Genomic DNA, 24,412 nt, shown 5'->3' with positions numbered 1-24,412 from the left:
CATGCGTAGAAAAACATTTTATTCTTTATTAGCTATCTTAATTCTTGTTGGTGCTTTTTCTTATGAATATTTTTTAGAAAAAGAAGAGCAAATACAAGTTATTGCAGATGGTAAAAAGGTAAAGAAAGATACAAATGAGTATTTTTTGCCAACCAGTACTACAGGACAAATAATACATCATAACGGGTATTCTTTGTCATATAATGAAGCTCATGAACAAGCCGAATGGGTGGCTTATGAATTAAAAAAATCGCAGTTATCTAACACCAATTTTAAAAGACCTTATTTTGAAGTTGATGACATGGTTAAAACAGGAGCTGCCCATTGGCGCAATTACAAAGGTTCTGGTTATGATCGCGGACATTTATGTCCTGCAGCTGATAGAAAATTTAGCAAAGAGGCACATGATGAAACCTTTTTAACTAGCAATATTAGTCCGCAACGTCATGACTTTAACGCAGGTGTTTGGAATAGGTTAGAACAAAAAGTACGTTATTGGGCTAGTAAGTACAACGGTGTTTTTGTTGTAACAGGAGGGGTTTTAAAAGGTAATATGAAAACTATAGGTGATGAAAATGTTTCGGTGCCCAATCAATTTTATAAAGTATTGATTGATAACAATACAGGTGAAACCAAAATGATTGCTTTTTTAATACCTCATAAAGATTCTAATAAGCCATTATACGAATTTGTTGTTTCTGTTGATGAGATTGAAAACTTAACAGGAATAGATTTTTTTCCAGAGTTAGAAGATGCTATAGAAAATAAGTTAGAAGCCTCTAGTAGTTATAAAGGTTGGGGGTTTAATTAGTCTTTAATTTCCCAAGCATACCTTTCCAACGTAATTGTCTAATAAATTTGCCTTGTGCTTTGGTAACTAATTGTTCAGGTTTTCCTTTTTTAGCCTTAAAATAGCCACTCATATAATCTTTAAATAACTCAAAATTTCTTTTTTTAAAAGCTAATTTTATGGCAGAAATTACAGTTATTACAAAACCGTAACGCATTTTATACATAGCTTCTCCTTGTAAATATTTTGAAGCCTTATTATAGCTTACTCCCGTTGGTTTTAAGTGTTTTACGTGCAAGTTTTCATCGGTTAAAATTTCCCATTTATAAAACTTAGCCAATAATTCATCAACAGTATCCCAACCCATAGAAGGTTTAAGTTTTCCTATGTCTAAAAAGCAGGCTTTTCTATAGGCTTTTAAGGCACCGCGAATATGGTCTTTCCGAGTTAGGTTTTCTAGTACCCAATCATTGTTTTTTTTAATATAACAAAATCCAGAAGCCATTCCTAGACGATTATTTGCTTTAAAATGAAGCGCTAATTGTTCTAAATAATTTTCTGGAAAAATTAAATCGGCATCAAACTTACAAATCACATCATAATCTTCGTCTAAAACATTATAGCCTTTGTAAAAAGCATTTATGATTTTAGCTCCAGGTAAGTGTTGATTAGATGATTTTGAGTTTACTAGTTTTATAAAGTTATATTTTGTTGAGTAGCCTTCAACTATATCTAAAGTTTTGTCTGTAGAGTTATCATTAACTACTACAATTTGTTTTGGCTTTAAGGTTTGACTTGCCAAAGAAGCTAGAGTTAAACCAATGGAACTTTCTTCGTTATGAGCAGGTATTACAATGTAGAAATTCATAGTATAAAACTCAAGATAAATATATCAAATTCCAAGAAATTTGAGAGCTTTATCAAGTTATTTGTTAACTCTTTCAGCGTATACAATGTAATACCTTGGGGTAAACCATCTTAGAATAGGGCGGATGCCAATTTTTTTGGTGGGGTTGGTCCATTTTTGGCTGTCTATTATTTTCCATCCTGTTTTTTCTAATAACCAATCAAACTGCCAATCTTCAAACTCATGATAATGTCTGTCCCTTTTATCTGTTTTACTTTTATAAGCAGGCGCAAACCATAATTTTAACGGTATGCTAGCTACTAATTTATTAGCCTTTATTTCTTTTAAAACCGTATAAGGCGAAAGCAGGTGTTCAAAAATTTCAAAAGCGGTTACTACGTTGGCTTTAGAATTTTTTATGTTACTTATATCTTCGTCTAAATCTTCGCCGTTAGTATTTTTAACGGTATAACCATGTTTTATCATAATTTTAGAAAAAGGATTTTCTACACCTAAATCTAAAATAGTTTCAGTGGTAGTAATATGCTTTTTTAAGAACGAAATAGTATGTTTAAAACGTTTGTTAGGGAAGTTCTTTTCGTACATTAAGTTAGACTAGTATTTGTATACAATAGCATTTATATTCATGCCTGCACCAACACTTGCAAACATAACAATATCACCTTTTGATAGACTATGGTTTTCTAATTTATTATTTTTTACCAAATCAAATAAGGTTGGTACAGTAGCTACTGAACTGTTACCTAGAGTTTGAATGCTCATAGGCATAATATGCTCAGGAATTTTTGTTTTGTATTGCCTGTAAAAGCGTTTTAAAATAGCTTCATCCATTTTTTCATTGGCTTGATGAATGAATACTTTTTTAACATCATTTATTCCGTAACCGCTATTATCTAAGCATGTTTTCATTGCTTTAGGAACATTAACCAAAGCAAACTCGTAGATTTTACGACCATCCATTTTTATGTAACGGGTATCTTGGTTTAGTTCTGGGTTATTAGAGTTGCCAAAGTACAGATAATAAGCTTCGTCATAAGTATAACTAGCACTTTCATAAGCTAAAATACCGCCTTCTTCTTCAGTGGCTTCAATAATAGTAGCACCGGCACCATCAGAAAAAATCATAGAATCTCTATCGTGTTTGTCTACTACTCTTGATAAGGTTTCTGTACCAATTACTAAGCAACGTTTTGCCATACCAGATTGAATGAAAGCTTTTGCGTGAATAACACCTTCAATCCAACCAGGGCAACCAAATAAGATATCGAAAGCTACACATTTTGGGTTTTTAATGCCTAAACTATGTTTAATTCTGGTAGCTAGAGATGGCAACATGTCACTTTGAATAGTGTTGTGTTTTACATCTCCAAAATTATGTGCCACTATAATATAATCTATAGTTTCTGGATCTATATTGGCATCTTCAATGGCTTTTTCAGCAGCAAAGAAACCTAGGTCTGAAGAGTTATGATGTGATTTTGCATAACGACGTTCTGCAATACCAGTAATAGCTTTGAATTTTTCAACTATAACTTCATTAGGGGCATTTATTGTAGAACCATCTGCATTTAAAAATTCATGATTATGAAAACTTTCATTTTTTTCTACGGTGTCAGGTATATAGCTACCAACACCAGTTATTTTAATGTTCATAATACGTTTTTTACTATTAAAATTTGAGTTATCTGCTAAGATACTTGCTTTATATAAACTATATAAAAAATAGTAGTTTTTATTACGATGTTCAACAGCCTAATTTATGCCTCTATATAGTCTTCAATAGGGGCACAAGAGCATACTAAATTCCTATCACCATAAGCATCATCAACACGCCTTACACTTGGCCAGAATTTATTATCTCTAATATATTCTAACGGAAATGCAGCCTCTTCTCTTGTATATGGAAAATGCCATTCATTAGAAGTTATCATATCAAGTGTGTGAGGTGCATTTTTTAAAACATTATTTGTGTTTTCTTTAGTTACACTATCTATTTCCTTTTTAATTGAAATCATAGCATCACAGAATCTATCAATTTCTTCTTTGCTCTCACTTTCGGTGGGTTCAATCATTAAAGTTCCTGCTACAGGAAATGACACAGTTGGTGCATGAAATCCATAATCCATTAATCGTTTAGCAATATCTGTAACCTCAATGCCATTTGCTTTAAAAGGTCTGCAATCTACAATCATTTCATGAGCCGCTCTACCACATTCACCAGAGTATAAAGTATTGTAATAGCCAGCTAATCTATGCTTAATATAATTAGCATTTAAAATAGCCACTTTGGTAGATTGTGTTAAACCTTCTGCTCCTAACATTTTAATATAACTGTATGAAATTAAGCAGACTAAGGCAGAACCAAAAGGTGCTGCAGAAATAGCTGTAATAGCTTTGTCTCCGCCAGTTTTAAATATGGGGTTTCCAGGTAAAAAAGGAGCTAGTTGTTTAGCTACACAAATGGGGCCAACACCAGGACCACCGCCGCCATGTGGAATGGCAAACGTTTTATGAAGGTTTAAATGACAAACATCGGCACCAATATTACCTGGGTTGGTAAGACCAACTTGGGCATTCATATTTGCGCCATCCATATAAACTTGTCCGCCATTTTCATGAATAATTTGGGTAATTTCTTTAATGGCAGATTCATACACTCCATGGGTTGATGGATAGGTTACCATTAAAGCTGCTAAATTGTCTTTATGTTTAATGGCTTTTTCTCGTAAATCATCAACGTCAATATTGCCTTCATTAGTAGATTTTGTAACTACTACTTTCATACCTGCCATAACTGCACTTGCAGGGTTTGTTCCGTGTGCTGAAGCAGGAATTAGGCAAATGTTTCTATGACCTTCATTTCGAGATTCATGATATGCTTTTATAACCATTAAGCCAGCAAATTCGCCTTGAGCACCAGAATTAGGTTGCAATGATGTAGCGGCAAAACCAGTTATTTCAGTTAATTGGTTTTCTAATTTTTTTAAAACTCTACGATAGCCTCTAGCTTGTTTTTTAGGTGCAAACGGATGAATGTTTCCCCATTTAAACCAACTTAATGGCAGCATTTCAGAAGCCGCATTAAGTTTCATAGTACATGATCCTAACGAAATCATAGAGTGATTAAGTGATAAATCTTTGCGTTCTAAAGATTTAATATAACGCATTAATTGTGTTTCAGAATGGTATTTATTAAATACGTCTAGTTCTAAAAATGCCGATTTTCTTTGAAGAGATGCATCAATATTATTAGCAGGAGTTACTTCAGAAATTACAACGGTTTCTTTGTTGGCTGCTTCGGCAAAAATTGAAATTAAATAATTTATATCTCTTAAAGAAGTGGTTTCGTTTATTGAAATTGTAACTGTGTCTTTGTCAGGATAACAAAGGTTTACTTTTTTTCTAGTAGCAATTTTTTTAATCTTTCTAGCTTTGGTTTTTATTTGAATTGTATCAAAAAACGATGTGTTTACTTGTTTATAACCAAAACTTTCTAAAACTTCGGCAAGTTTAGATGTTTTATAATGAATTTTATTAGCTATAAATTTAAGGCCTTTAGGTCCGTGATAAACGGCATACATACTAGCCATAACCGCTAATAATACTTGAGCAGTACAGATGTTAGAAGTGGCTCTATCGCGTTTAATATGTTGTTCTCGTGTTTGTAAAGCCATACGTAATGCTCTGTTGCCATTGGCATCTTTTGTAACGCCAATAATGCGCCCGGGTACATCTCTTTTATAGGCTTCTTTGGTAGCAAAATATGCTGCATGTGGTCCACCATAACCCATTGGTATACCAAAGCGTTGGGTGGTTCCAAGTACTACATCGGCACCAAAATTACCCGGAGCTTCAAGTTTTACTAAACTTAATATATCTGCAGCTACTGCTACTTTAATTTGAGCTTCTTTGGCTTTTTTAATGAAAGATTTAATGTCTGTTATTTGCCCATCTCTACCTGGGTATTGAAGGATAGCTCCAAAATATTCAGAAGAAAATTCGAAGTTGTTTTCATCTCCAATTACCAATTCAATACCAATTGGAGTTGCTCTTGTTTTTAGTAAAGATAAAGTTTGTGGTAAAATATTTTCTGTAACAAAAAACTTATTAATACCTGCTTTTTTTTGAGCTCTATCTCTTACTGAAAATAATAAACTCATGGCCTCTGCAGCAGCGGTACTTTCATCTAATAAAGAAGCGTTGGCAATTTCCATTCCAGTAAGTTCAATGACCATAGTTTGGAAATTTAAAAGCGCTTCTAATCTGCCTTGAGCAATTTCAGCTTGATATGGTGTGTATGCGGTATACCATCCTGGGTTTTCTAGTATGTTTCGTTGAATAACAGCAGGCATTACGGTTGGATGATATCCTAATCCTATATATGTTTTGTAGGCTTTATTTTTTTTAGATAAATCATGAATATGAAGCAAATACTCATGTTCCGTCATAGGTTCATCTAGGTTTAAACCATTTTTTAATCTAATATCATCTGGTATGGTTTCATATATAAGTTGGTCTAGTGATTCTAAACCTAAAGTTTCTAACATTTCTTTTTGGTCTTTTTCATTAGGACCTATATGACGCAGTGCAAAAGCGTTTGTGTTCATGTAGTAACAATTTGTAATTTAAATCGCAAAAATACATAATATTTAATGTTGTTTATTTCTTATAGATGAAAGTTTTTAACCATTTAGCAACGTTATTAACAGTTTGTTTATTTTTGTTTCATGACTTTAATTAAACAGTTTTTAAACTTTTATATAAATAGTAGTATTCATGTGTCTTTAGCGGTATGTTCACTTACTTGGATTACCTTAATTGAGTATGAAATACCATTTGATAAAAATTTATTATTTTTTGTGTTTTTTGCCTCTGTAACAGGGTATAATTTTGTTAAGTATTACGGTATTGCAAAGTTTCATCATAGGGGGTTGGCTAGTTGGTTAAAAGCTATTCAAATTTTTTCATTTTTCTGTTTCATTTTTATGCTTTTTTATGCTTTAAAGTTAAACACAAAAACATTGCTATGCATTTTAGGTTTTGGGGTTGTTACTTTTTTTTATGCTATTCCTTTTTTACCCAAGCATTTTTTTGTTGATAAGAAACAAAACCTAAGAAGTATTGGTGGGCTAAAAGTATATTTAATAGCATTAGTGTGGAGCGGAGTTACGGTTTTAACTCCTTTTATTAATAATAAAATGAATTTAAGTGTGGATGTTTTTATAACAAGTCTTCAACGCTATATGTATATTATTGTTTTAATGCTTCCGTTTGAGATTAGAGATTTGAGGTTTGATAATCTTAAATTATCTACAATTCCTCAAAAAATAGGGGTTAATAAAACAAAAATTATAGGTTCTTTAATTCTAGTAAGTATCTTTTTTCTTGAATTTTTTAAAGATGAATTGTCATTAAAACTCTTAGTGGTAATGGTATTAATTAATTTATGTACGTTAATAGCTTTGTGGTTAGCACAAATAAATCAAGGGAAATATTATAGCTCTTTTTGGGTTGAAGGAATACCCGTTTTATGGTTAATGTTACTGTTATTGATTAATTAGTTAGTCTACTTGTTCTTTAATAGCTTTGTCTAGCTCTTTTTTCATGTTTTTTTTACAATTAGGATCTAAGCATTTAACTTTAGATTCTTTTATTTTTTTGGTTAACATGGTGTTATTTTTGTAGTAGGCTCTAGTAATTTTGCAGTATGACAGTCTAATGCTGAGTTTTATTTTTTCCCATAAACTAGCTTCATTATATTGAGCTTTATCACATATAAGTTGAGCTTCTTCGCAGCTTATAAATAAAAAACCTTTTTTCTTCATAATTAAAACCAATTTTCTTTTAGGCAAGTTGCCATAGCCGTACGCGCTCTATGAATAATTACCCAAAGGTTAGACGCTGTAATATTAAGTTCTTTACAAATAACTTCGGTTTCAAAGCCTTGTATTGTTTTCATTTTAAAAATTTCGGCTTGCTTTTTAGGAAGTTTATCTAAGCACTTATAAATGGCTTCTCCAAGTTCACTATTCTGCATCGTGTCTTCTGCAGTTTTGTCGTAGGGGTCTGCAACACGTTCTTCTAACCAATCACCTTCAGTTTCGTCGTCTTTATAATTAATTCTAACTTCAGCTTTTCCTTTATTAGAATTAATTTTTCTATAGTGATCAATAATTTTTCTTTTTAAGATAGAAATTAGCCATGTACGTTCACTAGCTTCACCTTTAAAGTTTTTCATTGATTTTAAGCCTGCTAAAAAAGTGTCTTGAACCAAGTCTTGAGCCACCTCTTTATCACTTACTCTTGTAATAGTGTAGTTGTACAGGTAATCAGAATATAAATCGATCCATTTATTTGGATTAATTTGATGTTTGGGCATTGTGCTAGCAATTGTTATATAACATCAAAAATACATGATTTTTTTCACTTAAAATTTATATCGACTAGATGAATAAAAATCATAAAAGATTAATGCGCATTTTTAAACGTTTCTTACTTTAATAAACCAGCGCGTTTTAATAAGGCTTCTGGTTTTGGTTCTTGTCCTCTAAAACGTTTGTAAAGCGTCATAGGATTTTCTGTACCTCCTTGAGATAACACATTGTTTTTAAATTTATTGGCTACTTCCTTGTTAAAAATACCAGCTTCTTTAAAATACTCAAAAGCATCGGCATCTAAAACTTCTGCCCATTTGTAACTGTAGTAACCCGAAGAATAACCACCTTGAAAAATATGTGCAAAAGCGGTACTCATACAATTGTTTTCAACATCAGGATATAATTTAGTGCTACTGAAAGCCTTATTTTCATGTGCTTTAACAGAGGTAATTTGCTCTGGGTTTTGGTTAGCATGCCAACTCATATCTAACAAACCAAAACTTAATTGACGTAGTGTTTGCATGCCTTCATTAAATGTAGCTGAGTCTTTGATTTTTTCTACTAAGTCCATTGGAATTAATTCACCCGTTTCGTAATGCTTAGCAAATAATTCTAATGCTTCTTTTTCGTAGCACCAGTTTTCCATAACCTGACTAGGTAATTCTACAAAATCCCAATATACGCTAGTGCCAGATAAACTAGGGTAAGTAGTGTTTGCAAGCATACCGTGTAACGCATGACCGAACTCATGAAAAAGGGTGGTAACCTCGTTAAAAGTTAAAAGTGAAGGTTTACTTTTTGTTGGTTTGGTAAAGTTGCATACAATAGATACGTGAGGTCTTGAGTTTTCACCATTCTTTATATATTGAGGCTTAAAAGATGTCATCCACGCACCGTTTCTTTTTCCAGGTCTGGGGAAGAAATCGGCATAAAAAATGGCTATAAAGTCACCGTTAGTATTGGTAACTTTATAAGTCATAACGTCTTTATGATATTTATCGATGGTGTTAATTTCTTCAAAATTTAAATCGAATAATTTATTAGCAACAGTAAAAGCACCTTCAATTACATTTTCTAGTTTAAAATATGGTTTTAGTAACTCATCATCTAAACTAAAAAGTTTTTGTTTTAGTTTTTCAGAATAGTAAGCGCCATCCCATTTTTGAAGTTCATCTATACCATCAAGTTCTTTAGTAAATTGGCTCAAGTTTTTAAATTCCTTTTCGGCTGCAGGTTTTGCTTTTTCTAATAATTCGTTTAAAAAGCTTTCAACTTTCTCAGGTGTTTCTGCCATGCGTTCTTCTAATACAAAATGAGCATGGGTTTTATACCCTAAAAGATTGGCGCGTTCATGACGTAACTTTACTATGTTTAAAACAATGTCTTGATTGTCTAAATCATCATTTTTAAAACCTTTGCTTCCTGCAGCAAGTGTTATTTTTTTTCGTAATTCTCTGTTGTCTGCATAAGTTACAAAGGGAATGTAGCTTGGGTAATCTAAGGTGAATAACCAACCTTCTTTTTGTTTAGACTCAGCTAGTTGTTTAGCTGCTTCTTTAGCGCCTTCAGGTAAACCCGATAAATCATCTTCATTGGTAATAAGCATTTCAAACTTGTTAGTTTCGGCAAGTAAATTTTCACCAAAGGTTAGTTTTAATTTGCTTAATTTTTTGTCTATTTCTCTTAGTTTTTCTTTTTTATCTTCAGGAAGATTAGCGCCATTTCTAGAAAAACTTTTATATTTTTTATCTAAAAGAGTTTTTTGTTCGGTAGTTAAGTTTAATTTGCTTTTAGAGTTATAAACAGCCTTAACACGTTTAAATAATTCTTCATTTAAAGTAATGTCATTACTGAATTCTGCCAATAAAGGCGAAACTTCTTGAGCTATTTTTTGAATAGTTTCATTGGTTTCGGCAGAATTTAAATTAAAAAATATATTAGATATTCTATCCAATTGTTCACCAGAAAACTCTAAAGCCTCAATAGTGTTTTTAAATGTTGGAGCTTCTGGGTTGTTTGTTATACTGTCTATTTCGGCTTTAGCTTTGTTTATAGCTTCTTTAAAAGCAGGTAAAAAATATTCGTCTTTAATTTTTGAAAAGGGAGCCGTATTATATGGAGTTTCAAAATTGTTTAGTAATATCTTAGATGACATAGTTTAATAAATGTTAAAGTTTTAATTTATTATGTGCGCATAATAAAAAAAATATATATTTGCCACTTGAATTTTTAGAGTGACTAACTCATAAGAATTTTATGTTAATAGCTAAAAAACCTCGAGTGTACTCGAGGTTTTTTTATTGTAAATCTTTAGCAGATTCGTTTACTTTTATTTTAAGCCCTTCTTTATAGGCTATAATTTTGTCTAACACACACTTATCTGAAGCTCCAATAATTTGAGCTGCTAGAATACCAGCGTTTTTTGCGCCATTTAAAGCAACAGTAGCCACAGGAACACCACCTGGCATTTGTAAAATAGATAGTACGGAATCCCAACCATCAATAGAATTGCTACTTTTTACAGGTACCCCAATAACAGGAAGCGGCGATAATGAAGCTATCATACCTGGTAAATGTGCTGCACCACCTGCACCAGCAATAATTACAGCAAATCCTTTGATGTGTGCGTTCTTACCATAATCAAAAAGTTTTTCTGGTGTGCGATGAGCAGAAACAATATCTACTTCAACTTCTATATCAAATCCTTTTAAGATGTCTATTGCATCTTGCATAACAGGAAGATCACTTTTACTTCCCATAATTACACCTACTTTGCTCATAATTATTTACTTATAACTTTAATAGATTTTTTTACTTCTTCGGCAATACGCCTTGCTTCATTTAAATTTTCATTTACAATGGTTACGTGTCCCATTTTTCTAAATGGTCTGGTTTGTTGTTTACCATAAATATGAGGAGTTACACCATCCATTGCCATAATGGTTTCAATGTTTTTGTAAATTACATTACCTGTGTAACCTTCGGCTCCAACTAAATTAACCATAACGCCACCAACTTTACTATCGGTTCTGCCTAAGGGTAAATCTAGAATTGCTCGTAAATGTTGTTCAAATTGAGACGTGTAACTAGCTTCAATAGTTTGGTGCCCAGAGTTGTGCGGTCTTGGGGCAACTTCATTTACCAAAATATCATCATTTTTAGTTTGAAACATTTCAACTGCCAATAGCCCCACATGGTTAAAGGCTTTAGATACTTTTAAGGCTACATCTTTAGCTTTTTTTGTTACATTTTCATCAATTCTAGCGGGACAAATTACATATTCAACTTGGTTGGCTTCTGGGTGAAATTCCATTTCAACAACTGGATAACTTTTAGTTTCACCAGAAACATTTCTAGCAACAATAACCGCCAATTCATTTTTAAAAGGTACTAGGTTTTCTGCAATGCATTCAACATTTGGCAAGCCTTCTAAATCTTCAATGGTTCTAACAATTTTAACGCCTTGTCCATCATAACCAAATTGCGCACTTTTCCATACAAAAGGTAAACTTAAACCACCATGATTTATAGCTTCTTTAATTTCTGAAGTGTAGGCAAAACGAGAAAAAGGAGCAGTTGGAATATCATTATCTACATAAAATAGCTTTTGTTTTGCTTTGTTTTGAATGGTTTTTAAGGTTTTAGAAGTAGGATAAACTTTAATACCTTCTTTTTCTAAATCTTCAAGCGCATCAACATTTACATTTTCAATTTCAATAGTTAAAACATCTACTTTTTTTCCAAAATTGTAAACAGCATCATAATCCATTAAATCACCAAGCGTAAATTCATTACAAGCAATTTTACATGGAGCTTCATTACTAGCATCCATTACAGAAGTGTTTACATCAAATTTTCTGGTGTTATAAAGCAACATTTTGCCTAATTGCCCGCCACCAAGGATGCCAAGTTTAAAGTTAGAAGAAAAGTAGTCCATTCACTATTTTTTTACAGAAACTGTTTTAAAGTAATGCAAAAGTACATGAATTTTTTCATTCATAAATTCATAAAAATAAATGAAAAAAATCAGGTTTTAACAAAGAGATTAAAGAGGTAAAATAAAATTTTGTGATTTATGAAACAGAATTTAGTTTTTTACAGAAAAAAATACGCTTAAATATAAAATTTGGTAGGAAAAGATAAATCAAAAAATGGTATTACTTAATCTATTGATTATCTTTGCATTTTTAAAACAAGTTTAGGGTGATAAAATTACATGATAAATATTTTAAACCTTTTATTTCTGCAGCAGAAATAGATAAAGCCATTGATAAATTAGTAACTGAAATTGCTAACGATGTTGGTGATGAAATACCCGTATTTGTGGGTATTTTAAATGGGTCTTTTATGTTAACAAGTGATTTTGTTAAAAAATATCCCAAACCTTGCGAAGTACAATTTATTAAGTTAGCATCTTATGAAGGTTTAAAATCTTCAGATGATATTCAACGGTTAATTGGGCTTACGCAAGATTTAACAGATAGAACCGTAATTATTCTAGAAGATATTATTGATACTGGTAAAACATTGGCAGAGGTTCATCGTATTTTTGAACATGAAAATGTAAAAGCGCTTAAAATAGCAACCCTTTTTTACAAACCAGAAGCTTATAAAAAAGATTTTAAACTACATTATATTGGTATTGAAATTCCAGATAAATTTATAGTTGGTTACGGACTAGACTATGATAATTTAGGAAGAGATTTACCAGAAGTATATCAAATTAAAGAAACACAACACATGACAAATTTAGTGCTATTTGGCCCTCCAGGAGCAGGAAAAGGAACACAGGCAGAATTTTTAAAAGAAAAATATAATTTAGTTCATATTTCAACAGGAGATGTTTTTAGATTTAATATTAAAAACGAAACTGCTTTAGGAATGTTGGCCAAATCTTATATAGACAAAGGAGAGTTGGTGCCAGATCAAGTTACTATTGATATGTTAAATGCAGAGGTTGAAAAAAACACCGATGCAAACGGATTTATTTTTGATGGATTCCCACGTACCAATGCACAAGCCAAAGCATTAGATGAATTAATGGATACAAAAGATTCTGAAATTAGTGCCATGGTAGCGCTTGAGGTAGATGATGAGGTTTTAGTTAAACGTCTTTTAAAAAGAGGTGAAACTAGTGGTAGAGCAGATGATGCAGACGAGTCTATTATTAGAAACCGAATAAAAGAATACTACAACAAAACAGCCATTTTAAAAGATTATTATTCTGCACAAAATAAATACTTTGGTGTTGATGGCGTAGGAAGTATAGAAGATATAACAGTGCGCTTAAGTAGTGTTATAGATAAATTATAAGTTGGTTGCGTTTATTTGTTTATTCGTATAGCTTAAAGAAATCGAATAAACAAATCCACGAATTAACAAATAAACACAATAATGACTGAAGGTAATTTTGTTGATTACGTAAAAATTTATGTAGCGTCTGGAAACGGAGGTAAGGGATCTGTGCATCTACACCGTGAAAAATATATAACCAAAGGCGGACCCGACGGGGGTGATGGAGGCCGCGGCGGACATGTGATTCTTAGAGGGAATTCTAACCTTTGGACATTATTTCATCTAAAATTTAAAAAACATATTAGAGCTGGTCATGGTGGGCATGGTAGTAAAAGCCGAAGCACAGGAGCCGATGGAGAAGATGTTTATATTGATGTGCCTTTAGGAACTGTGGTGCGTGACACAGAAACCAATGAAATTATTTTAGAGATTACCGAAAATGGCGAAGAGCAAATAATTGCAGAGGGTGGTAAAGGCGGTTTAGGTAACTGGCATTTTAAATCATCTACCAATCAAACACCTCGTTATGCACAACCCGGTTTACCTTTAGAAGAAAAACATATTACTTTAGAGTTAAAAGTACTGGCAGATGTTGGTTTAGTGGGGTTTCCAAATGCTGGAAAATCTACGTTACTTTCTGTAATTACGTCTGCAAAACCAAAAATAGCCGATTATGAGTTTACTACTCTAAAGCCTAACTTGGGTATTGTAGAATATAGGGATTTTCAAACTTTTGTAATGGCCGATATTCCAGGAATTATAGAAGGTGCTGCAGAAGGTAAGGGGCTTGGGCATTACTTTTTACGTCATATTGAGCGTAATTCGGTCTTGTTGTTTTTAATTCCAGCAGACGCTGATGACATTAAGAAACAATACGATATTTTATTAGATGAACTAAGACGTTACAACCCTGAAATGCTTGACAAAGAACGACTCATAGCTATCTCAAAAAGTGATATGTTGGATGACGAACTTAAAGCAGAATTAAAGAAAGAACTTGATAACGAGTTGCCAATACCTTATTTATTCATTTCTTCGGTTGCGCAACAAGGAATCCAACAGCTAAAGGATGCTTTATGGAAAATGTTAAATGATTAAGCATTTAAAATCGTTCTAAAATCCAATTTTTTATTATTGCTAAAGCGGTGGGAGAAAATGTTTCTTCTATGGTTTTGTATTCATTTATTAATCCTGTTTCTGCTGTTTGAAATAAATGATTTAACCCTTCTAATTCTGTAATTGTAACATCTGGGTTTTCTTTTAAAGCAGATTCAATGCCTCCCAAATTCAATTTTGGTAAAACTTGTAAATCCTTACTACCATTAAGAGCTAAAACAGGACAAGTTACTTTTTTTAAGTAATCTTGAGGGTTGGTTTTTATAAAAGTACACATCCATTTGCTTTTTCCCATTCCAGAAACTTGATTTATTAACGCATCTGTAACATATACAGAAAACGGACTTTCCTTATTAACCAAATCTTCTTTAAAAGCGATAAGAGAATCTTTTACTTTGGCTTCAACTTTACTAAAATCATTTTCTGCAATTATAACATCATAAAGCTTATTAGTTAGTGATTTATTGAACTCAAGTACAACTTGGGTTGCACCAGATTTTTTTGCCATTTCCCAGGCTTGCGATTCTAAAACTTCGCGTCCTAATACTCCAGTTCCAGCAAGAAGAATATTAAAAGCAACATCATCATTTCTAGAGGTAACTATGGGGGCAATTAAACCACCTTCGCTATGACCAATTAGTCCTATTTCAGATTTTTCAAATTCCTTTCTATTTTTAATATAATTAATGGCAGCTTCAACATCTGTAGCAAAATCAAAAGATGTAGCATTTTCAAAATTACCTTCAGATTTTGCGGTACCTCTATCGTCATATCTTAAAACAGCAATACCGTTATTGGTTAAATAATTGGCTAATACTAAAAATGGTTTATGACCAAATAATGTTTCGTCTCTGTCTTGAGGGCCAGAGCCACTAATTAAAATAGCAACGGGTGGTTGTACGTTGTTTTTAGGAATTGTTAAAGTACCAGCAAGTTTAATACCATTAGCTTTATTATTAACAAAAGAAACTTCTTCTACCATATAGTTAAACGGTTCTTTAGGTTCTTGAGGGCGTTTATTTTGAGCCGTTAAGTTTGTAGAAAATAGAATAAATAAAAATAAATAGAGTGTAGATTTCATTTCTTTTGGTAGCTAATTAATAAAAGGAATAATTTTTGATTAAATTTAATCAAAAAAAATAAGGAAGATGAAATCATTGAAAATAACACTAATTGTTTTACTTTTTGTAGGTTGCGCACCTATTAAAGTAAATTATGATTTTGATAGAACAACAGATTTTTCAAAATACAAAACTTACCAGTATTATGGCGATATGGAAACGGGTTTAAGTGAATTAGATACCAAACGATTATTAGATGCTATAGACACAAAAATGGCTAGTTTAGGATTGACGATTTCTGAGAATCCAGACTTTTTAATTGATATTAGAAGTGTTGAATTTCAAGGAGCTCCTAGACAAACTGTAGGTGTTGGTTTAGGTGGCGGAGGCCGTAATATGGGAGGCGGTGTGTCTATTGGTATTCCTGTAGGAGGTACTAATGTTAACCGGCAAATAACTGTTGATTTTGTTGATGAAAAAGGTAAAGGTTTATTTTGGCAAGCTGTTAGTGAGTCTAGTTTTAATGTAAACGCATCGCCAGAAAATAGGGAAGAACGTTTAAAGGCTATTGTAGAAAAGGTGTTAGCAGGGTATCCGCCTAAATCTTAGAGTTTGACCACTTTTTTGGAGGCAATTAAAACATTATCTGCATAAATATTGGCAAGATAAATTCCAGAATTTAGCTTACCGATATTAATTTTTGAAAGTGCGTTTAATGTAGCGGTTTTTACTTTTTTGCCGTCAATACTAAACAAATCTACTTTAAAGTTTGATTGATTTTCGCTTTCAATTTTAAAGTTTAAAAAAGTATTGGTTGGGTTAGGGAACATTTTTATTTGAAAACTATTTTCTTTACTAGTAATATCTTCAATTCCTAAAGTAGAGTAATTAATAGTCCAGGTTACTGTATATACATTTATGGTTTCATAATTGTCAATTCTAATAAGGCTTGTGTTGTCTGTAATTGTTGCTGTAAGTGAGTTTTCACCATTAATTAAATTGGTTTCATTTAAAGAAATTTCATCTAAATTATTAGCAAAAACATTACTGTTTAATGTCCAAATACTTTCTAAAGTATTAGGGATGGGTTTAACTAAATTAAGATTGAAATTTATAGGAAAATCAGAGGTTTCAATAGTTTTAGAGCTAGGAGTATAACTATCAATTGGAGGTATTAATTCATGAATTTTTGCAATGATGCCTTCTTTACAAACCGAGCAAAATGCTTTATCTATTTTCTCCATAATGCAATTTTGGTGTGGTTTATACCAATCTGCACAATTTCCGGTATCGCAAGTATATTGATAAACGCCAACATTGTTTGTGTTTATCCAGTTTTTCCATTTTACTAAGGTTGGATTGGATTCTTGGGTCATGTTTATGGCTTCGGCGGCCAATTCATCTCCAGGATAATATTCATCTTTTAAATTGAAAAGCGAGTGTCCAATCTCATGCATAATTACATTGTTTCCCCAATCGCCATTGTAAGCCATAGGGAAACTGCCACCGCTACCACCGTAATCGGGAGAATTAACCAAAATAAGTCCTACATCGTAATTTGGTGTATTATTGGCTAAAACATTAAGTATTTTGGCTTCGGTGTTATTGGTGCTATAACCATCAATTTCGTAATAAAGTAAATAAGGTTTTCCGAAGGCTTCGTAAGTAGCATTAAAATATGTGTCTACATAGGTGTTGGTTGATGGTCTATCGGCACCACTTTCATTAGATGGTACTTTTATAGCATAAACATTAAAATAATTGGAATAATTTGAAAAAGGAGGCTCTGCAAACATGGTTGCGGTAAAAGTTTGCGCATCAGAAATAAAATTGTTTAACTCACTTTCTTGGTAGCCTTCACTTAAAATAACAAGGTTTATGCGTTTGTCTTCATCACCAGTAATTTTTATGGCTTCTACATCAAAAACTTGGGCGTTTATAATGTTTGTTAGAATTAAAATGAGATAAATGACGACCTTTTTCATTTTTAATTCAATTTTGTAGTTATTAGTTCATTTGTGTTTTTTTTGCCTTTGGTAATTAAAAACAAGCTTAAATAATGTGCGTTAGGATGCAGTTGCAATTTTAATGAAATAGGCGCTTTTTTTAATACCTGTTTTTGTATTGAAAATTTAAGAGAGTCATTTAAACTTTCTGTAAATTTTATTAAAGGATTAGATAGGTAATCAACATGAATTTCTTTGTGATTTTTATCCAATTGAACACATTTAATATCATTGGTTTTGGGTTTGCTTATAAAATTATGGCTTTTGCTTTTAACCACTCCATTTGTGATTTTTTTATTAATTAAATTTACAACCTTAAGTTCTCCTTGATCCTCAATGGTATAGTTAATAAATAATAGTTTGGCATTTTTAGTAATAGGAATGGTGTTGTTGGTAATTTGTTTACGCCCGCTGCAAGCCACGAGGAATAATAACCCAAGTAAAAATATTACTTTAAAAGTAAACAACCGTTTCATAAACGTAACAGATTTTGAGGCAAATCTGCCACAAATTTAATCAATTTGGTTTACATGTAACTTAACCCCTTCGTTATGGCTGCTAAACTCTGGTGCATACATACTTTGAATAGTAGTAATACCATTACTCATGTTGCCAGCATTATTTGCCCTTAAATCATATTCAAAAACATAAACGCCTTTTGGTAAATAATCAAAAAAGAAATTGGTGCTAGCATCTTTAGTGCTTTCATAATAGCCTAAACCATCTTGCCATTTGTATTTAGAAATTACATTTATGGGTTCTAAACCAGCGGCTCTCATATCTTTCATGTGCACAAATTCCATTGGTCTGTCACTTCTTAATTCTATTCTTACTCTAATTAAGTCGCCAACTTCTAAATGAGTTGTTGGGGTTATTTCTGTAATTTCTTCACCAGTAGCAGTATTCTTTTTTAAGAATAATTTCTTTTTAAGTTTTAAAGGTGTTTCGGCAGATGAAATTTTATCTAAATCTTCAAAATATTGCCAAAACAAACCACCCCAAGCAATACCATCGCCTTTTTTGGTGAGTTTAACTTCGCCCATATTGGGATTAATTTCAGAAGCATTCCAAGAGGTTTTAAAATAGCCAGTTCCCGCTTCAACTTTAACATCTTCTAATTTTAAAGGGTCTATTTTTTTATCGCCTATAATAACATCAACCATTTCTGTTACACTTAACCAATCACTACCTTGAAGTAATAAGGCGTATACGGCTTCGGTGGTTGCTTTGGTGGTTTTCCAACGATTGGTTTGTTTGTTTTTAAGTAACCAAATTTTCAGGTTATCAATGGTTTCTAAGTTTTTTGTTTCATTTTGAATAAGAGTTCCTGCTTCTGAAAAAGCTTCAATTAGTAATGCCTGTGTTTCTATGGGTGCTTGGTACCAATACCATGAGTTGGTGTTTGCTTTCCAGTACATGCCTAATTCTGTATTGGTAATACTGGTTTCTTGTAATGATTTTAAAATTTTTGAAGTTGTTTTGTCGTCATTCATTCTATAAGAAACTAAAGCCATAAGCCCTTTGGCGTAAAGCGAACGTTTTAGCCAATATTTTTGAATTTGCGTTTGGTAATATTTGCTAATACTTTCAACTTCTTTAGTTTTTTTAATCTCTGGAAAAAAGCTGCGCATATACAAGTAATGTAGTTGTGTGTAACTTAAATGGTCTTTACTTAAATCTACATCTTTATTATACTTGGTTAAATTTTTATATTCTTTGATAAATTGCGTGTCTAAATATTTAATAGCTCTATTAATTATTTGAGATTCTTCGCTGTCATATTTAATAACATTTAGTTTTTGAAGGTGTCCAAATCCAGTAATGATGTGTTGCGTAATCCATCGGTTTTCAGATCCGCCTTTAAACCAAGCCCAAGCACCAGAAGCCATTTGATTGTTTTTAAGTTTATTTAAAGCCGATTCTAATTCATTATTCATTTTGTTTAAATCAAATAATAAAGCAATGCGCTTTTTTTGCTCTGTTTCACTTTGAGCATCGCGTAACCAAGGAGTTTCTTGAATTAAGATTGACTTTAATTCTTGGTTTTTTTCCAAATTAGAAATAAGGGCATTGGTGTTTTTCCACTGATTGAAAACCTCCTGAATTTTTGGGTTAGAGTTTGCAATATGACTTGCTAATGCGTTGGCATAATACCTGCTAAAAGTTTGTTCATTACATTGATACGGATACTCCATTAAATAAGGAAGGGCTTGAACCGCATACCAAGCAGGGTTTGAAGTCATCTCTAAAGTTAACTTATGATGTTTTAATGTTGTTGAAGTGTTGTTTCTTAACTTGTCTAAAGAGAATGTTCTAGTTTCATTGCTTTTTATCCACATAGGTAAAGTCTCTGTGACTAACATACGATTGCTTAAAACAGGTAACGCGTTTTGTTCTCCATCGCTAAAATTTTCAGATTTAGCAATGATTTTATATTGAACTGCCTGCACATCATCTGGTATTGATAAACGCCATGATACTTGGGTGTTTCCATTGGCATCAACAGTGAATGGTTTATTGTTTGCCGCATTACCTAATTTTGTGTCAATATTGTTTCCAGAAATAGCATTAGTTAAAATTAAAAGTGCTTGTCCAGAAAGTTGTTTATCTGTTAAGTTTGCAATTTTGGTGCTTATAGTTATTTGGTCGCCTTCACGTAAAAATCGAGGCGCATTGGGTATTACCATTAACTCTTTTTGAGTTACTGTTGTTAAGGTTTTTGTGGAACTTTCTAAAGTTTTGGTGTGGGCTAATAGCTGTAGTTTCCATTGGGTTAAAGCCTCTGGTGTTGTAAAACTAAAACTTACATGACCTTTTTCATCAGTTTTTAAATGCGGAAAGAAAAATGCAGTTTCTTTTAGGTTTTTTCTAACTTGTACTTGTGTTAAGGAATTCAATCCTTTTTTTGTAGTGATTATTACAACACCATTAGCACCTTTTGCACCGTAAATGGCTCTGGCAGAAGCATCTTTTAAGACTTCCATAGATTCTATTTCACTTGCAGGAATATCTAAATTGCCTTCAACAATTTTGCCATCTATTATATACAATGGGTTATTATTAGATGAGGCGCTGTTACCTCCGCGAATTTGAACACTAGAAACCGCTGCAGGTAAGGATTCTTTTTTTTGAGTGCCATAACCAATTACCACAACTTCATCTAGATTAGAGCTGTCTTCTTCTGCTTCTATTGCATTCTCAACAATTTGAACGCCGCTAACTTTACCACTCAATGCTTTGGTTACTTCATACCGTCTTTGATTTCCAAAATAAAATCCAAACCAATTTAATTTATCAAAATACTGTTGAGGGTAGCTTAATTGATATCTCTTATTATTGTAGACTCTAAAATTTTTATTTCCAAAACTTTGGTTAGCGCTATTTCTAAATGAAGAGTAATAAAGCGGCGTGTTTATAGGGTTGAAATTCCATGTATGAGGTTTAAACTGGTCTAAAGAGGCATCATACATACTTGCTAATAATTCACTACTTACTTTATCGCCTTTTGGCCCTGTGATATTAAAACTCCAGATTTCTTCAGTACCCGGTTGTAACCTGTCTCTAAACGTATTGGTTTCAATGTTTAAATCGGTTTTAGGATAAGGCACCATAATGGTTTGAGAACCCGATTTAAAACTATTGAAGGCAGCAAAACTATAATGTACCATAAACCCACCAACATCATTTTTAGTAACGGGAATACTAATAACTCTTTTATTTTGATTTAGTTGAATAATCTCAGTCTGAATAATTTTTTTATTCTTTTCAATAGCAATTGTAACGTTTAAGTTTTTAGCAGCTGAAGCCATGGTTAAATAAACCGTATCTCCTTCATTATATGTTGATTTATCTGTTGTAATATTAAACAGTTGGTTGTCTGCTAAAGTTTTATCGTCATCACTGTAAAGGGTAATTTTTGTTTGGTCTTTAACGGTTTGTCCAAATTTATCTTTGCTTTCTAATATTACTAGATATTTGCCTGATGCCCACTTTTTAGTTTTACCAAGTTTTAATGTTTTGGAGTTATTGGTGTCAAAATCTTCTTCAAAAACTAATGTGCCTTTTTCCCAATTTTCTGGGTTGTGTTCATTGGTGTAAGCATCATGCGAAAATAGGTTTTTAAATGCTTCTTCTGAAAATTCTTGGTAATCTGGTGCTTCCCAAGGTCTTGACCTTAAAACCGTATTAGGAGCTTTTAGTTTAAAGATTTTTACAGTGCCAGTTGCGGGCACAAATTCACCGTTTAAATTTTTGGTATCAATACTAAGACTATGGTCTTTTTTTGTTTTATCAATGATTTCATTAATAGTTATGTTTGCGGTTAATGCATGGTAGCCCACGTTAACTGTGGTAGTAGCGCTTCGAGTTTCGCCGTTTATATCGGTTATATTGGCTGTGACTTCATATTTAAAAATGGGTAAGCTAGATTTGTCTACACTATTATCGGGGAGTGCTTTAAAGGTTATTTCAAACTCACCGTTATCATTTGTGGTACTTTCACCATGCGTAATTTCTTGAGGTTCGCTATTAAAATAGGGTCTGTACCAATAATACCAACGTGGATATTGTACTTTGCGGTGTACTCTGTAAACCACTTTGGCATTGCTTATTTTGCTACCAGCATAAGCAAGTGCGTTACCTTTTATGGTTATAGAATCATTAACTTTAAAGGTTTCTTTTATAGGTTTAAATTTGGTTTCAAATTTAGGTCGTTTGTATTCTTCAACAGAGAAATAGTATTCTGTGAATAAGTCTTCTTCGTCTCCATCAAACTCAATGTAGTATTGTCCGTTTAATCCGTTATTTGGTAGTATAAATTCACCGCTAACAGCACCAAATTCATTGGTTTTAAATTCAAGTTCTTTAATTTCTTCATCATTTGTATTGTACAATACAGCGTACACAGGTTCATTGACTAAAACCTCAGACTTTCCCTTTTTAGTTTTCATTGCAATAGCTTTAAAGTAAACGGTTTGTCCGGGTCTGTAAATACTTCTATCTGTAAAAATAAAGGCTTTGTATTGCGTTTCTTCTTTGTCTGGTTTTTGACGTGTTCCCATCCAATAATTACCAAAAAAAGCGACTTCATTCCCTTTATTTACTTTAAGTGTTATGTTGCGATAATAGTTGTTGTCTTTTTCAATTTTTATTTGACCAAGATTATTGGTTGTGTGATTTTCGGTTTGTCTATGGTTAGAGTTTTTGGTGTTAAAAGTTAGTTCTACACTTGCATTTTGAATAGGTGTACCATTATTTCTATTGATTATTTGAAAGATTTGATAGCTGTTAGTTTCAGTATCAACCAAAGCTATATCAGTTACCTGAAGCGTAGTATAGGCATAAGAAGTTGAAGTGTTTTCTTTACTGTAAGCAACTACTACATATCTACCATTATTGAGTTTAGGTACTAGAATTTCGGTAGTGTGTGTTAGGTAGTCAGACTCGTTTTTAAGTTTGCTTTCCCAGGTTTTGGAGGCATTTAATTTATTTAAAAATACCCATTTTTCGTTTTGTGTGTAAATTTTACTGAATTTCTCAAATTGTCTTTCATTTAATTTATAAGCGACAAGTTTTAACGAATCTAAGTTTTTGTAACGCACTAAAATTCTAGCATGCTTTTGAATGGGTAAAAAGGCTTCTGTAGTGATGTTTAATGATTCCTGTTCAATTTGATGTTTTAAAACTTTACATTTAATGGCTCCTGTACTTTCTGGAAATTTAGTTATTACCTCGCTGCAAATGTCAATAGCTTCCTTTGCTTTCCAACGGTATTCTTTGTTGGTTTTTAAGTTATATTTTGCGCTTTGTTGGTAGTAAATTTGAGCAATTTCAAAGTTGTATAATGCCGAAACTTCATGGTGTTTCCATGATTTACTAGCAGCTTCTAAAGTTTTAAGAAACAAGGCTTCCTTATTTTTAAATGTAGCGTGCTGATGGATAAATTTTAAGCGTTCTATATTAACACTAACTAATGGTTTTGGCGATTCTTTTTTTAAATGAAATTGAATTAAGTCTTGGTATATTTTTAAGGCGTGTAGTTGTAACGAAGTAGAGTCTTTCGATGCAATTTTTAATTTTGAAAAAGACGAAGCATCACTTAAAAAGTCAGGATTATCAATTTCAAATTTGTAAGCAGGTTTAGTAATGTGAGTTTCATTGGTTTTATAAAATTCTAAAGCATTATGACTTAAAAAATCAAATAGTGTAGGTCTAAATAATTTTGAGTCTTTTTGAGTGTTTAAAATAGCATTGTATTTTTCTAAAGGCTCTAGTTGTAGCATCAATGCATTTTGTAACGAGTTTTGAAAGTGTACATGTATTTCATTAAACAAGGTTTGTAAATCCCAAGTTCTAAAATCTATTTTGTTTACTTTTTCAGAGGTTTTGGTTCGGTTATAAAACTTCCATCTATTTTGGTTAAAGTATTGCCAATACAGGTTTGCTAGAATGTTTTCTAAAATATTTTTAGCAGGAAATTCATTGTTTTTAATTTCAGTTTTAAAGTCGTTTATAATTTTTAATTGAGCATCTTCTTCTAAAATTAAGGCGAATTTACTTTTAAAAATAAGTGTTTTTATAAGTTGAGGATTGTTACCATCTTTTTTTGCTTTTGCCGAAATATCTTCAACTATTTTTAGAGCAGATTTAGGTAAGCCTTCCATTTCAAAATGTTCTACCTGTTTCCAAAGCGCTTCGTAATTATCACTTTGAGCAGCTGTAAGGTTAGAAAATAATATAATCATTAAAAAGAGTAATGTATTTTTCATTAGATTAGAGTTGTAAAAGTTTACACCTAAAGATACTTTCAAAAGCTATACCAAAAACAGTTAATGAGTAAAGTGCTTTTATGGTTGAGTGAAGTTACTTATTTTTAGAGAAATTTGTATTGCTTAACTTTG

18 protein-coding genes are annotated in these 24,412 nt (G+C 32.1%); 5 read left to right on the top strand and 13 right to left on the bottom strand.

Annotation, left to right across the window (positions count from 1 at the left end):
• The first annotated feature begins 1 nt into the window (after position 1).
• Positions 2–811: a DNA/RNA non-specific endonuclease gene (locus BWZ22_RS03770; protein WP_076698094.1), complete on the top strand. Its 810-nt coding sequence runs from the start codon at positions 2–4 to the stop codon at positions 809–811.
• Here BWZ22_RS03770 and BWZ22_RS03765 read toward each other — a convergent pair.
• The 4 genes from BWZ22_RS03765 to gcvP form a co-directional block, all read right to left on the bottom strand.
• Positions 804–1,658, bottom strand: coding sequence for a glycosyltransferase family 2 protein (locus BWZ22_RS03765; protein ID WP_076698092.1), 855 nt, complete (start codon positions 1,656–1,658; stop codon positions 804–806). The genes BWZ22_RS03770 and BWZ22_RS03765 overlap by 8 nt on opposite strands.
• A gap of 57 nt (positions 1,659–1,715) precedes the next feature.
• Positions 1,716–2,243, bottom strand: a complete 528-nt coding sequence (locus BWZ22_RS03760) for a methyltransferase (RefSeq protein ID WP_076698091.1) — start codon at positions 2,241–2,243, stop codon at positions 1,716–1,718.
• 9 nt (positions 2,244–2,252) lie between these two features.
• Complete coding sequence (locus BWZ22_RS03755; protein WP_076698089.1) at positions 2,253–3,311, bottom strand: 3-oxoacyl-ACP synthase III family protein; 1,059 nt, start codon at positions 3,309–3,311, stop codon at positions 2,253–2,255.
• Between the two features lie 104 nt (positions 3,312–3,415).
• The gene (gene gcvP / locus BWZ22_RS03750) at positions 3,416–6,265 is read right to left on the bottom strand and encodes an aminomethyl-transferring glycine dehydrogenase (protein WP_076698088.1); all 2,850 of its coding nucleotides are present in this window, start codon (positions 6,263–6,265) and stop codon (positions 3,416–3,418) included.
• Positions 6,266–6,385: 120 nt separating this feature from the next.
• Between gcvP and BWZ22_RS03745 the strand changes: the two genes are divergently transcribed.
• A complete protein-coding gene (locus BWZ22_RS03745) occupies positions 6,386–7,219 on the top strand; it encodes a hypothetical protein (protein WP_076698086.1) in 834 nt (277 codons plus the stop codon).
• On the opposite strand, the gene BWZ22_RS03740 is transcribed toward BWZ22_RS03745, so the two are convergent.
• From BWZ22_RS03740 to BWZ22_RS03720, 5 genes are all read right to left on the bottom strand, one after another.
• Positions 7,220–7,483: a hypothetical protein gene (locus BWZ22_RS03740; protein ID WP_076698085.1), complete on the bottom strand. Its 264-nt coding sequence runs from the start codon at positions 7,481–7,483 to the stop codon at positions 7,220–7,222.
• 2 nt (positions 7,484–7,485) lie between these two features.
• Positions 7,486–8,037: a sigma-70 family RNA polymerase sigma factor gene (locus tag BWZ22_RS03735; RefSeq protein WP_076698083.1), complete on the bottom strand. Its 552-nt coding sequence runs from the start codon at positions 8,035–8,037 to the stop codon at positions 7,486–7,488.
• 113 nt (positions 8,038–8,150) lie between these two features.
• Positions 8,151–10,190, bottom strand: coding sequence for a M3 family metallopeptidase (locus BWZ22_RS03730; RefSeq protein WP_076698082.1), 2,040 nt, complete (start codon positions 10,188–10,190; stop codon positions 8,151–8,153).
• 142 nt (positions 10,191–10,332) lie between these two features.
• Positions 10,333–10,815: a 5-(carboxyamino)imidazole ribonucleotide mutase gene (purE, locus tag BWZ22_RS03725; RefSeq protein WP_076698080.1), complete on the bottom strand. Its 483-nt coding sequence runs from the start codon at positions 10,813–10,815 to the stop codon at positions 10,333–10,335.
• Between the two features lie 2 nt (positions 10,816–10,817).
• A complete protein-coding gene (locus tag BWZ22_RS03720; protein WP_076698079.1) occupies positions 10,818–11,972 on the bottom strand; it encodes a 5-(carboxyamino)imidazole ribonucleotide synthase in 1,155 nt (384 codons plus the stop codon).
• 266 nt (positions 11,973–12,238) lie between these two features.
• Between BWZ22_RS03720 and BWZ22_RS03715 the strand changes: the two genes are divergently transcribed.
• Both BWZ22_RS03715 and obgE read left to right on the top strand, forming a co-directional pair.
• Complete coding sequence (locus BWZ22_RS03715) at positions 12,239–13,348, top strand: adenylate kinase (protein ID WP_076698077.1); 1,110 nt, start codon at positions 12,239–12,241, stop codon at positions 13,346–13,348.
• Between the two features lie 81 nt (positions 13,349–13,429).
• Positions 13,430–14,428 carry a GTPase ObgE gene (gene obgE / locus BWZ22_RS03710; RefSeq protein ID WP_076698076.1) on the top strand — a complete coding sequence of 333 codons (999 nt, stop codon included), beginning with the start codon at positions 13,430–13,432 and terminating at the stop codon, positions 14,426–14,428.
• Positions 14,429–14,432: 4 nt separating this feature from the next.
• On the opposite strand, the gene BWZ22_RS03705 is transcribed toward obgE, so the two are convergent.
• Positions 14,433–15,527: a S9 family peptidase gene (locus tag BWZ22_RS03705; RefSeq protein WP_076698074.1), complete on the bottom strand. Its 1,095-nt coding sequence runs from the start codon at positions 15,525–15,527 to the stop codon at positions 14,433–14,435.
• A gap of 67 nt (positions 15,528–15,594) precedes the next feature.
• On the opposite strand from BWZ22_RS03705, the gene BWZ22_RS03700 reads away from it, so the two are divergent.
• On the top strand, positions 15,595–16,116 hold the full coding sequence (locus BWZ22_RS03700; RefSeq protein WP_076698073.1) for a DUF4136 domain-containing protein: 522 nt from the start codon (positions 15,595–15,597) through the stop codon (positions 16,114–16,116).
• Here the strand turns inward: BWZ22_RS03700 and BWZ22_RS03695 are convergent.
• Genes BWZ22_RS03695 through BWZ22_RS03685 form a run of 3 tightly spaced genes read right to left on the bottom strand, consistent with a single transcriptional unit; the run spans position 16,113 to position 24,280 of the window.
• On the bottom strand, positions 16,113–17,492 hold the full coding sequence (locus BWZ22_RS03695) for a M64 family metallopeptidase (RefSeq protein WP_076698071.1): 1,380 nt from the start codon (positions 17,490–17,492) through the stop codon (positions 16,113–16,115). The genes BWZ22_RS03700 and BWZ22_RS03695 overlap by 4 nt on opposite strands.
• A 2-nt stretch (positions 17,493–17,494) precedes the next feature.
• Positions 17,495–17,989 carry a hypothetical protein gene (locus BWZ22_RS03690; RefSeq protein ID WP_076698070.1) on the bottom strand — a complete coding sequence of 165 codons (495 nt, stop codon included), beginning with the start codon at positions 17,987–17,989 and terminating at the stop codon, positions 17,495–17,497.
• A gap of 36 nt (positions 17,990–18,025) precedes the next feature.
• A complete protein-coding gene (locus tag BWZ22_RS03685) occupies positions 18,026–24,280 on the bottom strand; it encodes an MG2 domain-containing protein (RefSeq protein ID WP_076698068.1) in 6,255 nt (2,084 codons plus the stop codon).
• Positions 24,281–24,412: the final 132 nt, after the last annotated feature.

This window comes from Seonamhaeicola sp. S2-3, from assembly GCF_001971785.1.
Taxonomy (GTDB): Bacteria; Bacteroidota; Bacteroidia; order Flavobacteriales; family Flavobacteriaceae; genus Seonamhaeicola.
This window is presented reverse-complemented; position numbering and strand designations above follow the sequence as displayed.

What these genes read in the sequence shown, in the direction of transcription:
- BWZ22_RS03770 (WP_076698094.1), top strand. Translation starts at nt 2, where the DNA reads ATGCGTAGAAAAACATTTTATTCTTTATTAGCTATCTTAATTCTTGTT.
- gcvP (WP_076698088.1), bottom strand. Translation starts at nt 6,265, where the DNA reads ATGAACACAAACGCTTTTGCACTGCGTCATATAGGTCCTAATGAAAAA.
- BWZ22_RS03685 (WP_076698068.1), bottom strand. Translation starts at nt 24,280, where the DNA reads ATGAAAAATACATTACTCTTTTTAATGATTATATTATTTTCTAACCTT.
- BWZ22_RS03740 (WP_076698085.1), bottom strand. Translation starts at nt 7,483, where the DNA reads ATGAAGAAAAAAGGTTTTTTATTTATAAGCTGCGAAGAAGCTCAACTT.
- BWZ22_RS03745 (WP_076698086.1), top strand. Translation starts at nt 6,386, where the DNA reads ATGACTTTAATTAAACAGTTTTTAAACTTTTATATAAATAGTAGTATT.
- BWZ22_RS03690 (WP_076698070.1), bottom strand. Translation starts at nt 17,989, where the DNA reads ATGAAACGGTTGTTTACTTTTAAAGTAATATTTTTACTTGGGTTATTA.
- BWZ22_RS03720 (WP_076698079.1), bottom strand. Translation starts at nt 11,972, where the DNA reads ATGGACTACTTTTCTTCTAACTTTAAACTTGGCATCCTTGGTGGCGGG.
- BWZ22_RS03735 (WP_076698083.1), bottom strand. Translation starts at nt 8,037, where the DNA reads ATGCCCAAACATCAAATTAATCCAAATAAATGGATCGATTTATATTCT.
- purE (WP_076698080.1), bottom strand. Translation starts at nt 10,815, where the DNA reads ATGAGCAAAGTAGGTGTAATTATGGGAAGTAAAAGTGATCTTCCTGTT.
- BWZ22_RS03730 (WP_076698082.1), bottom strand. Translation starts at nt 10,190, where the DNA reads ATGTCATCTAAGATATTACTAAACAATTTTGAAACTCCATATAATACG.
- BWZ22_RS03765 (WP_076698092.1), bottom strand. Translation starts at nt 1,658, where the DNA reads ATGAATTTCTACATTGTAATACCTGCTCATAACGAAGAAAGTTCCATT.
- BWZ22_RS03705 (WP_076698074.1), bottom strand. Translation starts at nt 15,527, where the DNA reads ATGAAATCTACACTCTATTTATTTTTATTTATTCTATTTTCTACAAAC.
- BWZ22_RS03755 (WP_076698089.1), bottom strand. Translation starts at nt 3,311, where the DNA reads ATGAACATTAAAATAACTGGTGTTGGTAGCTATATACCTGACACCGTA.
- BWZ22_RS03700 (WP_076698073.1), top strand. Translation starts at nt 15,595, where the DNA reads ATGAAATCATTGAAAATAACACTAATTGTTTTACTTTTTGTAGGTTGC.
- obgE (WP_076698076.1), top strand. Translation starts at nt 13,430, where the DNA reads ATGACTGAAGGTAATTTTGTTGATTACGTAAAAATTTATGTAGCGTCT.
- BWZ22_RS03695 (WP_076698071.1), bottom strand. Translation starts at nt 17,492, where the DNA reads ATGAAAAAGGTCGTCATTTATCTCATTTTAATTCTAACAAACATTATA.
- BWZ22_RS03760 (WP_076698091.1), bottom strand. Translation starts at nt 2,243, where the DNA reads ATGTACGAAAAGAACTTCCCTAACAAACGTTTTAAACATACTATTTCG.